Source organism: Streptomyces sp. FIT100 (assembly GCF_024584805.1).
Lineage (GTDB): Bacteria > Actinomycetota > Actinomycetes > Streptomycetales > Streptomycetaceae > Streptomyces.
In genome coordinates this window covers 896,478-909,750 of sequence record NZ_CP075715.1, presented here as the reverse complement: position 1 = coordinate 909,750, position 13,273 = coordinate 896,478, and the positions used below count along the sequence as shown (strand labels likewise).

Below are 13,273 nucleotides of genomic sequence, written 5' to 3'. Positions count from 1 at the left end.
GGCCGGCGACCGTCGCGGGCTCAGTCCTGTCACGGTCGCGCCGCTCCTGCCGACAGCCCTCAGGAGCCCGATGAGTCCCTCGCCCGGACAACCGGCCGACAGGAGCGGCACGCCCGCAACCGGCCGCGCGACCTGCGTGCCGGTGTGGTGAGGAGGGCTCCCCCGACGGGACCGGCGTGCCGTGTCGAGCAGTGACCATCGTTCCGGCGCCCGAGACCTCGCGCAGGTGCCGCCCGTGCTGCCGGAGCCCTCCTCGCGACAAGAGCATTGCACAGTGCAATGGAGGAGGGTGGCTCTGTGCTCTTCGGCGTGTCCCTCCGGTACGGAGCTCGCCGCGCCTCACGTGCCGAGCGCGCGCCGCCCATCTGCTCTCCCGCGTGGAGCGCCGTCGGCGGCCAGTGGCGCGGCGAGACCTCCGACTCAGCGGTCTGGGCGGTTTCGCCGGCCGAGGAGTTCCGCAAGTCCGCGGCGGGTGGCGGCGAGGACGACACGGTCCTCGGAACGCAGGACGTAGCCGGGGTGCAGGTCCCACAGCAGCCCGGCACCGCTGCGGCCGCTGTTGTGCTCCCCGGAGTCGTAGGAGCGGGCGGCGGCCAGGTCGGGGCGGCGTTCGGCGGGGTCGGCCGTGTCCAGAGCGATCACACGCCAGGCGCCGGGCCGGAACGCCTCGGCGACGGTCCGGCCTTCGAACCGCGGGTGCTCGGCGACCTCCAGTGCCGCGAACAGCAGCACCTTGCGCTCGACGGGGATGGCGCCGAGGATCTGGCGGCCCATCATCGCTCCGGCGAACGCGGGTGCGGCGAGCGTCGAGACGCTGCGGCTGCGGGTGAGCGCCGAGGGGTGTGCGGCGCGCAGTGTGCGGTAGACGGCGGTGGCGAAGTGGTCGTCGTACAGCCGGAGGGCCACGCGCAGGTCGGGTGTGACGCTGCGGGCGTACAGTGCGGCTTCGAGGTTGGTGGTGTCGGCGCTGGTGAGGGCCAGCAGAGCGTGGGCGCGGTGGACTTTGGCCGCTTCCAGGACGCCTTCCTGGGTGACGTCACCCAGGACGACGGGGACACGGAGCCGGCGGGCGAGGGCGATGCCGCGTGCTTCCGGGTCCTCCTCGACGCACACCACGGGGATGCCGAGCTCACGCAGCCGGGCGAGTACCCGCGTACCGATCTTGCCGAGGCCGAGCAGCACGACGTGCCCGGACAGACCGCGCGGAGGGCGGCGCAGCGCGGCGGCCCCTCGGAAGGCCCCGAAGGCCTCCAGCGATGCGGCGACCAGGACCGGCAGCAGGGCGAGGCCCACCAGCCCGGCCAGGAGTTGGAGCAGCTGACGGGCGGTGGGCTCGCCGACGGCCGGGTCCCCGATGCCGAACACGTCGAGCAGGGTGATGTAGACGGCGTGCAGGGGATCGTCGCCCGTGATGAGCGTCGACGCCACGGTCAGGGCGAGCACGGCCGCGAAAACACCGGCGAGCGCCCACCGCAGGCGGCGTGAGAAGAGCTCCCCGAGCGGGGCGCCCCGGCCTGCGAGTCGGCGGGACGGTAGCGGCGGTCCGGTGTGCGAGACCGCCTCCAACACCACGGTTCCCCGTCCCGTTGCCGCCGTGACCGCCGCGTCGTCGGGCAGGAGCGTCGGACTCTGCGGGCCGCTGCTTTCCGAACCCTCGGCGCCTGCTGGGTCGTTGGTCGTGGAGGACAGCAGAGCGAGTGTGCACAGGCCGGGATCGGGGACCTCGCCCCGCGCGGGCGGGGTGCGCTCCACCGCCCGCAGCAGGAGGCCGTCGGCCTGGACGACCTTGCTCGTGCCGGCCACGGCGGTCGCCGCGAGCGCGGGAGCCGCGGTGTCGGCGTCCGACAGCACCGTGGTGGAGGCGTCCAGAGCGGCCGACTCCAGTTCGGGCATCGCGACCAGAGCGGCCTGGTCCAGCAGCTCCTCCAGGTGCTGGCCCAGCTTGCGGTTGTAGAGCCGGATGACCAGCCGCAGGCGGGGGTTGAGCCGGCGCGCGGCGAGTGCGGCTCTGATGTTCGTCTCGTCGTCCTCGTACACGAGCGCGAGCGCGGCGGCCTGCTCCGCACCGGCCTCGCGCAGCACCTCCTCCGTCGGCTCCGCCGCCTCCCTCTCCTGGACCGGCAGGAGGAACTGTCCGCTGGAGCCGACCCCGTCGGCGCCGTCGGGACGGTTCATCGCGGCGGACACACGACCGAGCAGTGCAGAGGCCCGGAGGCGGGCCGCTGCCGGGGAGGGCTGTGGGTCGGCGAGGGAGCGGGAGGGCGGGGCGAGCAGCGTCACCCGTTCTCCGTAGACATCGTGGAGCTCGGTGGCGAGGCGGGTCGCCAGTGCGTCGTCGCCGCAGACGATCATCTGCCCTGCCGGCGCGGCAGGCAGCGGTTGGTGAGGAAGGCGTGAGGTCACGTCACCAAGACTCCCTTGCAGGGCAGGGGAGTTGCGCTGCGGGGGTGGTGCGAGGAGACGGCCGGGGGAGAGGCGTCTGCGCGGCGCCTGGCCGCGTCCCCACACACCTGCGGCTCGGGGTGTGGTCGGCTCAGCCGTGCAGGGCCTGGAGGGCCTGGTCCACCAGTGTGGGCAGGTCTTCGGTGCCGTCGCTTTCCACCCACACGGTGAGGGCGGTGGTCAGTGCGGCCAGTGTGGCGGCGGCGAGGACGCGGGTGCGCAGCGGGTCGGCTCCCGGCTGACGGACGGACAGGGCCTGCGCGAACAACTGCTCGGTGGCGTACTGGTTCTCCCAGACGCGGGCGCGTAGAGCCGGTGTCCTCAGGACGAGCCGGGTGCGGACCAGGAGTGCCTCTCTGTCGGTGGCGTACACCGCCTCCAGTCCCTGGGCCAGGGCCCGGCGCAGAGCCGTGAGCGGGTCCTCGTCCGGCGGGCGCTCTTGGATGAGCTGGACGATCATCGGGTCGTAGTCGTCGGTCTCCACGACGGCTTCCTTCGTGGGGAAGTGCCGGAAGAAGGTCATGTGGGAGACACCGGCAGCGGCGGCGATCTCCTCGACGGTCGTGTTCTCGTACCCCTGGCTCAGGAACAGCTTCAGGGCCTGGTCCTGGATGGTGCGGCGGGTCTGGGCCTTCTTCCGGGCGCGCAGACCGGTGGGCGGGGTCGGTGGCAGGGGCGCGTTCATCGGCCGTGATGCCTCTCGGGGTCTGGTGCAGGAGTCACCCGGTACGGCCGGTGCCGAGCATGCGGGTCAGCCGGCGGTCCAGCGCGGCCGGTGAGGTCCCTGACCATGCCAGATGGCCGTCGGGCCGCACAAGCAGCACCTTGGCCCTGTGGGCGGCTGGTGTCAGCACGGCTGTGTTCGCCTCTCCCAAGTGGCGGTGGGCGGCCGCCAGGATGTCAGTTCGCGCTGCCGCAGGGGTCAGCACGGCCCAGCGGGAGCCGAGCTCGGCGTGCAGGCGGGTCCGGCTGCCGTCGTGGCGCACGCAATCCAGGTCGGGGACGCGGTCGCCGGTACGCGGGCAGGGCAGGGGCAGGGTCGCAAGGGTCCCGCCGGCCAGCGGGCCGCGCCGGTAACTGATCTTCAACTGGGAGGATTTCTCCCAGATCAGCCGCTGGACGAGTGACCGGTTCATCAAAGGCACGAAGAGGCGGTCACGGACCGCACGGGCGAGCGGGGTCTGCCCGACGACCAGCCGTGTCATGGCGCTGGTGGACGCCAGGACCTCCTCTGCGATGGGCCGCCGCTCGGTCTGGTAGGTGTCCAGTAGTCCTTCGTGGGCGCGGCCGGAGGCGACGAGCGCGAGCTTCCATGCCAGGTTCTCGGCGTCGCCCAGGCCGGTGTTGAGGCCCTGCCCGCCGATCGGGCTGTGGATGTGGGCGGCGTCCCCACCGAGCAGGATCCGGCCGCTGCGATAAGTGGACGCCAGGCGTCGGTGAATGCGGAACGTGGAAGTCCACACCACCTCGCGCACCCTTACGGCCGCCAGGCCCGCCTCTGCGGACAGCGCCTGGCTCAGCGTGCTCAGCACCGTATCGGCATCGAGAACCTCCCCCAGCCCGTCGGCCGCAGGGGCCATCAGACGCCAGAGATCGGCCCCGGGCAGCGGGAAGGCCGAGACCATCCGATCGCCGCGCAACCAGACCGACACCGCGTCGCGCGGGAACGGCAGATCGACCCGTACGTCGGCAAGGAGGAAGCGTTCGATGACGGCCACGCCGGGGAAGTCGACACCCGCCGCTTTGCGTACCTGGCTGTGCGCGCCGTCGCACCCCACCAGCCAGTCGGTACGCACCTGCCCGTTGGTGACGCGGATCGTCACGCCCTCGCCGTCCTGTTCGGCGGCCAGGAGCTCCCGTCCCCATTCCACCTCCGTCCCCAACTCGGCGAGCCGGTGCCGCAGCCGCGCTTCGATCTCGGCCTGCGACACGAGGAGCCCGGGCCGGGTCACCAGCTTGGTGCGCAGGCCGACCTTCAGCCGGGCCATCGGCCGACCGTCGACATGAGTGATCACCTGCTGGATCGGCACGGACCGCTGAGACAGATCACCCAGAGCGCCGAGACGGTCCAGGACCTCCGAACCTCGCGGCTGCAACCCCAGAGCCCGCGAAGTCACGGACGGCCCTTGAGCCTTGTCCACCACCCGGACCGCTACGCCGGCGGCCCGCAATCCGCACGCCAGGGCAAGCCCGGTAGGGCCTGCCCCCACGATCACAACCGTCGGCATGTCCCGACCTCTAAATCTGTTAGCCACTAACGTATGTTAGATACTAACACTTACGTGATCGATCTTCTGTGTGGATGGGTACCTGGGGAACCGCGGCCGACGGGTGACGATCGATCCCGGGGTCGATGGCGGGCTCGTGGCGTGACCAGGAGCATCCGGCCTTCGTCGCCCGGTTGTCCCTGCGATCGGCGAGGAAGAACAGGACCGCCGCAGCGGCGATGCAGCCGAAGCCGACGCTCATGCAGGCCGTGACCGTCCTGTACGAGGCGTCGGCCAGGCGCGGGATGCCGTTGGCGAGGATGTTTCCGTAGAGGCACAGCAGCGCCCATGCACGCAACCGGACGCCTGCCGCGTACTTCTTCCGCTGCCAGGGCGGCACCCAGCCCCGCAGCATGGCGGCAGGCATCGGCACCATCACCGCCGTGGCGATGGCGAGGCCGATCCAGTGGTAGACCGGGTTGCCGTTCATCAGCGCCTCCTCCGCACAGTGGACAGCTCGATACGCCTGACGAGGGCCGGTGCCGGCGAGTGACGGTTCAGCGCAGCCGTCCTCACCGGACCGGGCCGTTCGGGATTCCGGCTGCTGCCGTGCGCCTGTGCCGCCTGATCTCGCCGCATCCCACCAGCAGCGTCGCGACGTTCAAAGGGAAGGCGATGGTCGCCGCGATCGCGGTGGTTCCGGTGGCCCGGGAGAGGCTCGCCGCGAGCGCTGCACACAGCAGGACGGCCGGCAGGATCCGGCGCCACGTGGGCAGATCGTGCATTCGCCACACGCGCACACTCACATAGACGTTGGCGGCCAGGAACATCACGGCCCAAGCGGTGAGCACGACGAGGGTCAGGGGCATCAGCGAGGTCTCCGTAGCGGAAGGGGTTGGGCGGTCGCCGTATGAGGCGTCGACGACCGCCGGGGTACGAGGTCGGTGCGGATGACGAGCGCGCCCACGATGAGCCGCGTGTGAGCGCCGCCTGTGGACGTGTCGTCACCGGTCAGGCCATCTGACGGTGGTTCTCACGGTGTCCGTCGATCTCCTTGCCGGGGCGGGACGCCGTTTTCTCGCCGTCGGCGGGAATGCCCGAGAGGTCCTCGACATGGAAGAGGCGGGCGATGGGGACGTCGGTGCTGCTGTGGGCGATGATCGAGGCCGCGATGCAGACGGCGATGAGGGTGTACGCCTGCTGTCCCCCGGGGATGCCGGACTGCAGCACCAGCAGCCCGTACACCACCGAGGCGAAGCCCTTCGGCCCGAACCACGCGGCCACCAGCTTCTCGCGGCGCTCGAAGCGCGTGCCGATGAGCGAGATCAGCAGTGATGCCGGCCGGATCAGCACGATCGCCAGCACGACGGCGACGTAGCCGCCAAGAGGAAGGCCGCCGAAGAGCTGCGGCGTGAGCAGGGCGCCGAAGACGAGCAGCGCGGCGAACTTGGCCAGCTCGGCCAACAGCTCACCGAGCGGCTCGAACGCCGCTTTCCCGTCCGGTGACACGGTCGCGAGCACGGCGCCGGCGGAGAAGGCCGCGAGGTAGGGGTTGGCGTGCGTGAGGTGGCAGAGTCCATAGAGGATCACACCGATGGCGAGCGGTAGCAGTGGCTGGAGCTTCGGCTCTGCCCCCAGCAGCCGGAACCGTACGAGACGGGTGACGAACAGCGGCAGCATGATGCCGAGTGCGAGGCCGAGTCCCAGTTCCAGCCCGATCTTCGAGAGCGATGCCTCCGCGTGACCGGCCGTGGGACCGGCAGCGGCGATCAGGACGAGGACGATGGGCAGAGCGAGGCCGTCGTTGATGCCGCTCTCGACGTTGAGCAACTGCCGAAGCCTGGCGGGGACCTCCTTGCGCCCGACGATCGCCGAGGCGAACACCGGGTCGGTCGGCGCGAGTACGGCACCCACGAGGAACGACGTCGTCCAGTCCAGTCCGACCGCATAGTGCGTCACCAGCGCCATACCGACGAACGCCAGCGGCATGCCGAGGCCGAGCGCACGGGCCGGGTTGCGCCAGTTCGCGCGCAGCTTGGGGAAGGAGACGTGCGTGCCGTCGGTGAACAGCACGGCGAACAGGGCCAGGTCCGCAGTGACCGAAACGATCTCGCTGTCCGGTGTGATGTGGATCAGCCCGAGGAACCCGTCGCTGACCAGCGCCCCGCCCAGGAGGAAGAGCAGAGAGGTGGACAGGACCGTTCGGGCGGCCAGGCCGGAGAGGAGGACCGCGACGAGAAGTGCGACCCCGAAGACGGCGACGAGCACCATGATGGAATCCCCCGATCGGCGAAGAGAGCTGTCTCGAACTCGCCGACCAGGCTTCCCGGCACACCACGGCGGACTTTACGCGTCCCATACGCGTTTCTGGCAGGTTGCTTACGGACGCCTTCGCGCTCCACTGATTGCCGGGTCCCGGCAATCCCCGGACTCGACGCGCCGCGCACGCGCGTGGAGGACGCACAGCGCACGGGTGGTGCGTCGACGGGCCACCCGACGAAGAGTTGTCGTGTCTGGGTGTCGAAGGTCGGCAGTCACACCATCAGGACGATCGCACGGATCCCAGGGTCGGTACCGATCACTCAGCGATCGTGAAGGTGCAAGGGCCGTACGCATACGCGCCGGCCTGGACGGCGGTGTCACCTTCATGCAGCGAGGAGCCGAGCTCGCCCACCGGGGTAAGAGCCGTCATCCGGGCCGGCGCGCACAGCGACTGTCGCCAGGGTGGGCCGAGTCGGCTGCGGGTGCCGAACGCGGAGACCGCCACCACATCGCCGCACCGCACTGCCCCCGCCACTTGGTCGCCTGGGGCGCAGGCGCCTCACCAGCGCCTCCTTGCAGTCGAAGCGCATACGACGGCTCCGCGCCAGGGGGCCGGACAGCCGGGCTCAATGGGAGGAACGTTGGTGTTGACCGCGTCGAGCGGGGCCACGGACGGGACGTCCCAGATGTGGGCCACCGCTCGCCGGTCACCCGGTGGATCGCGTTGGTGCCGTCGGGGTCCATGACGCGGTGACCTCGGCGAGGTGGGCGATGGCCGTCTTGCCTGCTTCCTTCGGGTGTTCGGTGGGTGACAGTGCGCTCTGCGGGGGGCCTGGTGATCGGGTGGCCGACTCTCCAGAAATACCCCCCGGGGTAATTCTGTTACGGTGTACATATACCCCCCGGGGTACATCCCTGTGAAAGGAGTGACGCCGTGTTCTTCATCGACACCGTTGAGGTCCCTGGGCTCGGTAACCGGAGCTATCTGGCGGGCGGTGCCGGCCGGGCCGTGGCGGTCGATCCGCCACGGGACATCGACCGGGTGATCGAGGCCGCAGCCCGACGCGGAGTGCGGATCACGCACGTCGTCGAGACGCATGTGCACAACGACTATGTGACCGGCGGTCTGGAGCTGGCCCGTCTCACCGGGGCCGCCTACCTGGTGCCGGCCGGGGCGCGGGTCTCGTTCCGGCGGGTCCCGGTCGCCGACGGGGACCGGGTGGAGATCGACGCGGCCCTTGTGCTGCGTGCCCTGGCGACGCCCGGCCACACCCCGCATCACACCGCGTACGTGCTGGCGGAGGCCGGCCGGCCCGTCGCCGTCTTCACCGGCGGCTCGCTGCTGATCGGTACCGTCGGTCGTCCCGACCTGGTCGAGCCGGGACTCACCGAGCGGCTGGCACGTGCCCAGCATGCCTCCGCGCACCGGCTGGCGGACGAACTGCCCGATGAAACGGCCGTTCTGCCCACCCACGGCTTCGGCAGCTTCTGCTCCTCGGCGCAAGCCGAAGGGGATGCCACGACCATCGGCAAGGAGCGGATCGGCAATGACGCATTCGTCAAGGACGCCGACACATTCGTCGCGGAACTGCTCTCCTCGCTGGATGCCATACCGGCGTACTACGCCCACATGGGGCCGTTGAACGCGCACGGACCCGAGTCGGTCGACCTGACGCCGCCCGCCGTCGCGGATGCCGAGGAGATCGCCGAGCGGCTGGCGGCGGGGGAGTGGGTGGTCGACCTGCGCAGCCGTATCGCCTTCGCCTATGGACACGTCGCTGGATCGTTCAACTTCGAGGCGGACGGGCAGCTCGCCACTTATCTGGCCTGGCTGGTGCCCTGGGGGAAGCCCGTCACGCTGCTCGCCGAGTCGGCGGAGCAACTGGCCTACGCCCAGCGGGAACTCGTACGGGTCGGAATCGATCGGCCCGCCGTGGCTGCCACCGGCTCGCCGGCCGACTGGATACGCGAGGGCGAGCGGCTGCGTTCCTTCCCTCGCGCCACCTTCACCGCTCTCGCTTCTGGGGACACGGACGTCGAGCGTGTCGTGCTCGACGTGCGGCGAACTTCCGAGCGTGCCCACGCCCATATCGCCGGCTCTCTGCACATACCGCTGCACGAGCTGCGCTCCCGAATCGGCGAGATACCGCACGGGACCGTGTGGGTGCACTGCGCCGGCGGGATGCGAGCCGGGATCGCGGCTTCCTTGCTGGACGCGGCGGGTCGGGAAGTCGTGGCCGTGGACGACGCGTTCGACTCGGCCCGGGCGGCAGGACTGCCCGTGATGGAGAGCTGACCGGGGCCGACCGCCCCTCCATCGCCGACTCGTGAACTGGAGCGACCATGCCTCTCTTCCACCGAGGGCCCGGCCGGCTCGACCCCGCCGAAGCCTATGAGCACACCGTCGACCTGGGCGGTTCCGTACTGCTGGATGTGCGCGAGGCGCACGAATGGTCTATGGGCCATGTCCCGTGGGCGGTCCATCTGCCGCTGGCTGCGCTTGCCGCCGGTGCTGCGGTTCTCGCGCCCGCCCGAGGCCGGCCGCTGGTGGTGATCTGCCGTTCCGGCAACCGCTCCCGCCACGCGGCGGAACTGCTTGCCGCACGCGACCTGGTGGCCATGGACGTGACCGGCGGCATGGTCGCCTGGGCCGGGGCGGGTCTCCCGGTCGTGGACATACGCGGTGTGGAGGGATCGATCGCGTGAGCACGTTGTTCCTTGCTCTGGCCGCCGGAGCCGTTGTCGGGCTCGCGCTCGGCGCCCTCGGGGGCGGAGGCGCCGTTCTGGCCGTGCCGGCGCTGATCTATGTGCTCGGTTTCACCCCGGCCGCTGCCACCACCGCGAGTCTCGTCATCGTGGCTGCCACCGCCGCCACCGGGTTGTACGCGCATACTCGCGACGGCAACGTCAGATGGGGCACGGGGGTGCTGTTCGCCTCCGCGGGCCTTGTGCCGGCGGCGCTGGGCGGCGCGGTTGCGGGCAGGCTCCCCCCGGCCCTGCTGACCGGTGCGTTCGGCATCCTCGCGGCCCTCGCGGCGGCGCGGATGCTGCGCACCCCGCCCGAAGTGGTCCAGGCCGACCGCTCCGTGCGCAGAGGCCGGGCGGCGGCCACCGGCGCCGCGCTCGGGGCCGTCACCGGCGTACTGGGCGTGGGTGGCGGATTCCTCGCCGTACCTGCCCTGGTCACCACGCTGCGCCTGCGGATGCGGACCGCTGTCGGCACCAGCCTGCTGGTGATCACGGTCAATGCGCTGGCCGCCCTGGCCACACGCACCGGCGCGGCCGACGCGCTCGACTGGTCGGTGATCGCACCCTTCACCGGCGCCGCCATCCTCGGCGCCTGGGACGGAAGACGCTTGTCGGGAAAGGTGAAGGCCGACACGCTACGGCGGATCTTCGCCCGCGTCCTGCTGGCTGTCGCCGGTCTGATGCTGATCGGGAGCCTCGTATGACCGGCTCCCCATGGGAACCACTGACGGTTTCCCCACCGCCCGTCGCCCGACCTGTGTCACGCGAGCGACAGGAAGAGTTTCTCCAGGCGCGCACGCATCTGCTCGCGGTCCTCCCCGTTCGTCTGCCCGGTCTCCATGTCTGTCAGGCACTGCTGCAGGCCCGTGGCGATGATCGCGAATCCCGCCCGGTCGAGGGCGCGCGAGGCGGCGGCGAGCTGCGTCACGACCTCCTCGCAGTCGCGGCCCTCCTCGATCATCCGGATCACGCCGGAGATCTGGCCCTGAGCCCGGCGCAGCCGATTCAGTACGGCCTTCAGCTCAGCACCCGCGAGATCAAGTTCCACCGCAACTCCCTGTCTATACCCCTGGGGGTAATTTACTCCCAGGGGGACGATGCCGACCACCCCAAGGGATGACACCGATGATGAATATGACCACCACGCTCACGCCGGGCCAGGTCCGGTCCCGATTGCACGACCTGACGGTGATCGATGTCCGTACCCCGGGCGAGTACGCCTCGGGCCATGTGCCCGGCGCGTTCAACATTCCCCTCGATCTGATCGGCCACGCACTGACCGAGCTCGGGGAGGTCGCGGATCGTGGCGGCCTTCTCATGGTCTGCGCCTCGGGAGCCCGGTCCGACAGCGCTTGCGCTCTCCTTGCCGAACACGGCATCCCCGCCTCGACCCTCGTCGGAGGCACCAGCGCGTGGGTGAACGAGGGTCATGAGCTCCACCACCCCGACGGCCCCACGCGCAGTACCTGGGCCATGGAGCGCCAAGTCCGACTCACCGCCGGCTCGCTGGTGCTGGCGGGCCTGGGCCTCGGACTGCTCCACCCGGCCTGGCACCTGCTCTCGGCGGGTGTCGCCGGCGGACTTGTGTTCTCTGCGCTCACCGACACATGCGGCATGGCCGCCCTCCTGGCCAAGCTGCCGCACAACCGACCTCGGCAGGCCGACCTCGACCGCACTCTGGCCGCCCTGAGGCGCGACTGAATCCGCCATGGACCGGGCCGGTGGGGCGAGGAGTCCGCACGCCTCGTCGCTGTGTCACGGCTCTGGCGGGGCTTGGTCGCGGGACCACTCCTCGTATGCCGCCACGGCGGTGGGCAGCGTCGGGAACATCCGGTCCGGGCCCACGGCGGCGGTGAGCCCGAAGGCGTCCAGTTCGTCCCGCAGGTCCTGCTTGACCCGGGCCAGTGCGAAGACGATGCCGCGGCGCTCCAGATCCCGGCGAAGGGCCTCGACGGCGTCGAGCGCGGTGATGTCGACCTCGACGTTCGCCTCGGCGTTGAGGACGAACCAGGCGACGGGGCCGGGATGGTCATCGACCGCGGCCGTCGCCCTGCGCCGGAAGTTCTGGGCGTTGGCGAAGAAGAGGGGCGAGTCGTAGCGGTAGACGACCAGCCCGGGGACCGTACGGGCCTCGGGGTAGTCGTCGACGTCATGCATCCCGGCCAGTCCGGGGACCAGTCCCTGGATCGCGTCGTGAGGGCGGGCCACGCGGGCCAGCATCTCCGTGACCGACAGGCCGACGGCGACCAGCACGCCGTAGAGGATGTCGAGGGACAGCACACCGACGAGCGTGCCCAGCGCCAGCAGGAACTCGCTGCGGCGGAACGCGGCAAGCCGCCGGAACCCGGACGCGTCGATCAGACGGACCGCCGCGTAGACGACGATGGCACCGAGAGCGGCGGAGGGGAAGTGCGCGAGCAGAGGGCTGAGGAACAGCAGCACTGCGACCACCGCTCCGCAGGCCACGAGCGAGTACAGCTGGGTGCGGCTGCCTGCGGCGTCGCCGAGTGCGGTGCGGCTGGCGCTGCTGCTGACCGGGAAGCCCTGAAGCACTCCGGTGCCGATGTTCGATGCGCCCAGAGCCAGCAGTTCCTGATTGGCGTCGACCGGATGGCCCCGGCGGTCCGCGAACGCCCGCGCGGTCAGGATGACATCGGTGTAGCCGACGAGCAGTACCCCAAGGGCGGGCAGCAACAGGCCACGGAAGTCGTCGAGTCGGGGAACCTCCAGGCCGGGCAGACCGGCCGGGGTCTCACCGATCACCTGAACGCCGTACTGCTCCAAGCCGAAGACACCGACCACCGCAGTGGCCAGCAGTACGACGAGGAGTGGTCCGGGCACCTTGGGGAACAGGCGCTGCATCAGGAACAGGAACGCCAGGGCTGAGACCGCGAGTAGCAGCGTGGGCAGGTGGGCCTGAGGAAAGTGGCGGACGAAGGACACGATCTGAGGGAAGAAGGTGGTTCCGCTCGCTGACACCCCGGCCAGCTTGGGCAGCTGGTCGACGATCATGATCAGGCCGACACCGGTCATGTAACCGACGAGGATCGGCCGGGAGAGCAGATCGGCGACGAAGCCCAGCCGCGCCGCCCAGGCGATGAGACACAGCCCTCCGACGACGACGGCGAGAGCAGCCGCCAACGCGGCGTATCGTCCGGGGTCGCCGCCGGCGAGCGGTCCGATGACGGTGGCGGTCAGCAGGGCTGTGGTGGATTCGGGCCCGACCGAAAGCTGCCGGGAAGACCCGAGGAGCGCGTAGAGCACCAACGGCGGAACGATCGCCCACAATCCGGCGACGGGGGACAGTCCGGCCAGACCTGCGTAGGCCATGACCTGCGGGATCAGATAGGCGGCCACGGTCACCCCGGCCAGTAGGTCACCTCGCAACCAGATGCGCTGATAGCCGGCGAGGACGGCGACCCCGGGCGTGAGGCGACGAAGAGCCTGGTACCTGCTGTGCGACCTGGACATCAAGCGTCTTCTGCCGTTCTCTTCGCCCATCGGTTCGTAGCCCGCCGCGGGCGCAGTCGAAGAATGCGGTGCACGGCGCCGTGCCGGATTCCGACGATCAGCGGGTGGCCGAGGGCCGGTCGGTCCTCTCTGCTGCCCCGGGT

General features: G+C 70.6%; 12 protein-coding genes. 4 read left to right on the top strand and 8 right to left on the bottom strand.

Features of this window, described 5'->3' with window-relative positions:
* Positions 1-420: 420 nt before the first annotated feature.
* The 6 genes from KK483_RS03895 to KK483_RS03870 all read right to left on the bottom strand — a co-directional run bounded on the left by KK483_RS03895 (position 421) and on the right by KK483_RS03870 (position 6,920).
* Entirely contained in the window at positions 421-2,352 is a 1,932-nt protein-coding gene (locus tag KK483_RS03895; protein ID WP_262009334.1) for a TrkA family potassium uptake protein, read from the bottom strand.
* Between the two features lie 181 nt (positions 2,353-2,533).
* A complete protein-coding gene (locus tag KK483_RS03890) occupies positions 2,534-3,127 on the bottom strand; it encodes a TetR/AcrR family transcriptional regulator (RefSeq protein WP_262003728.1) in 594 nt (197 codons plus the stop codon).
* Positions 3,128-3,161: 34 nt separating this feature from the next.
* Entirely contained in the window at positions 3,162-4,670 is a 1,509-nt protein-coding gene (locus KK483_RS03885; RefSeq protein ID WP_262003726.1) for an FAD-dependent monooxygenase, read from the bottom strand.
* Positions 4,671-4,713: 43 nt separating this feature from the next.
* The gene (locus KK483_RS03880) at positions 4,714-5,139 is read right to left on the bottom strand and encodes a hypothetical protein (protein ID WP_262003724.1); all 426 of its coding nucleotides are present in this window, start codon (positions 5,137-5,139) and stop codon (positions 4,714-4,716) included.
* Positions 5,140-5,221: 82 nt separating this feature from the next.
* Entirely contained in the window at positions 5,222-5,518 is a 297-nt protein-coding gene (locus tag KK483_RS03875; RefSeq protein WP_262003723.1) for a hypothetical protein, read from the bottom strand.
* Between the two features lie 142 nt (positions 5,519-5,660).
* Entirely contained in the window at positions 5,661-6,920 is a 1,260-nt protein-coding gene (locus tag KK483_RS03870) for a sodium:proton antiporter (protein WP_262003721.1), read from the bottom strand.
* Positions 6,921-7,845: 925 nt separating this feature from the next.
* Between KK483_RS03870 and KK483_RS03865 the strand changes: the two genes are divergently transcribed.
* From KK483_RS03865 to KK483_RS03855, 3 genes are read left to right on the top strand one after another with little or no spacing between them, the layout of a single operon-like run.
* Positions 7,846-9,207 carry a rhodanese-like domain-containing protein gene (locus KK483_RS03865; protein ID WP_262003720.1) on the top strand — a complete coding sequence of 454 codons (1,362 nt, stop codon included), beginning with the start codon at positions 7,846-7,848 and terminating at the stop codon, positions 9,205-9,207.
* 47 nt (positions 9,208-9,254) lie between these two features.
* A complete protein-coding gene (locus KK483_RS03860) occupies positions 9,255-9,617 on the top strand; it encodes a rhodanese-like domain-containing protein (RefSeq protein ID WP_262003718.1) in 363 nt (120 codons plus the stop codon).
* Positions 9,614-10,363: a sulfite exporter TauE/SafE family protein gene (locus KK483_RS03855; protein ID WP_262003717.1), complete on the top strand. Its 750-nt coding sequence runs from the start codon at positions 9,614-9,616 to the stop codon at positions 10,361-10,363. The genes KK483_RS03860 and KK483_RS03855 overlap by 4 nt, the downstream gene beginning before the upstream one ends.
* A 56-nt stretch (positions 10,364-10,419) precedes the next feature.
* On the opposite strand, the gene KK483_RS03850 is transcribed toward KK483_RS03855, so the two are convergent.
* On the bottom strand, positions 10,420-10,707 hold the full coding sequence (locus KK483_RS03850; protein WP_262003716.1) for a metal-sensitive transcriptional regulator: 288 nt from the start codon (positions 10,705-10,707) through the stop codon (positions 10,420-10,422).
* A gap of 80 nt (positions 10,708-10,787) precedes the next feature.
* On the opposite strand from KK483_RS03850, the gene KK483_RS03845 reads away from it, so the two are divergent.
* Complete coding sequence (locus tag KK483_RS03845; protein ID WP_399015952.1) at positions 10,788-11,360, top strand: rhodanese-like domain-containing protein; 573 nt, start codon at positions 10,788-10,790, stop codon at positions 11,358-11,360.
* A gap of 54 nt (positions 11,361-11,414) precedes the next feature.
* Here the strand turns inward: KK483_RS03845 and KK483_RS03840 are convergent, their stop codons facing one another.
* Complete coding sequence (locus KK483_RS03840; protein ID WP_262003713.1) at positions 11,415-13,130, bottom strand: SulP family inorganic anion transporter; 1,716 nt, start codon at positions 13,128-13,130, stop codon at positions 11,415-11,417.
* Positions 13,131-13,273 lie beyond the last annotated feature (143 nt).

Bases quoted from the DNA above. Each gene is read 5' to 3' on its own strand.
- KK483_RS03895 (WP_262009334.1), bottom strand. From the start codon at position 2,352: ATGATCGTCTGCGGCGACGACGCACTGGCGACCCGCCTCGCCACCGAG.
- KK483_RS03890 (WP_262003728.1), bottom strand. From the start codon at position 3,127: ATGAACGCGCCCCTGCCACCGACCCCGCCCACCGGTCTGCGCGCCCGG.
- KK483_RS03885 (WP_262003726.1), bottom strand. From the start codon at position 4,670: ATGCCGACGGTTGTGATCGTGGGGGCAGGCCCTACCGGGCTTGCCCTG.
- KK483_RS03880 (WP_262003724.1), bottom strand. From the start codon at position 5,139: ATGAACGGCAACCCGGTCTACCACTGGATCGGCCTCGCCATCGCCACG.
- KK483_RS03875 (WP_262003723.1), bottom strand. From the start codon at position 5,518: ATGCCCCTGACCCTCGTCGTGCTCACCGCTTGGGCCGTGATGTTCCTG.
- KK483_RS03870 (WP_262003721.1), bottom strand. From the start codon at position 6,920: ATGGTGCTCGTCGCCGTCTTCGGGGTCGCACTTCTCGTCGCGGTCCTC.
- KK483_RS03860 (WP_262003718.1), top strand. From the start codon at position 9,255: ATGCCTCTCTTCCACCGAGGGCCCGGCCGGCTCGACCCCGCCGAAGCC.
- KK483_RS03845 (WP_399015952.1), top strand. From the start codon at position 10,788: ATGAATATGACCACCACGCTCACGCCGGGCCAGGTCCGGTCCCGATTG.
- KK483_RS03840 (WP_262003713.1), bottom strand. From the start codon at position 13,130: ATGTCCAGGTCGCACAGCAGGTACCAGGCTCTTCGTCGCCTCACGCCC.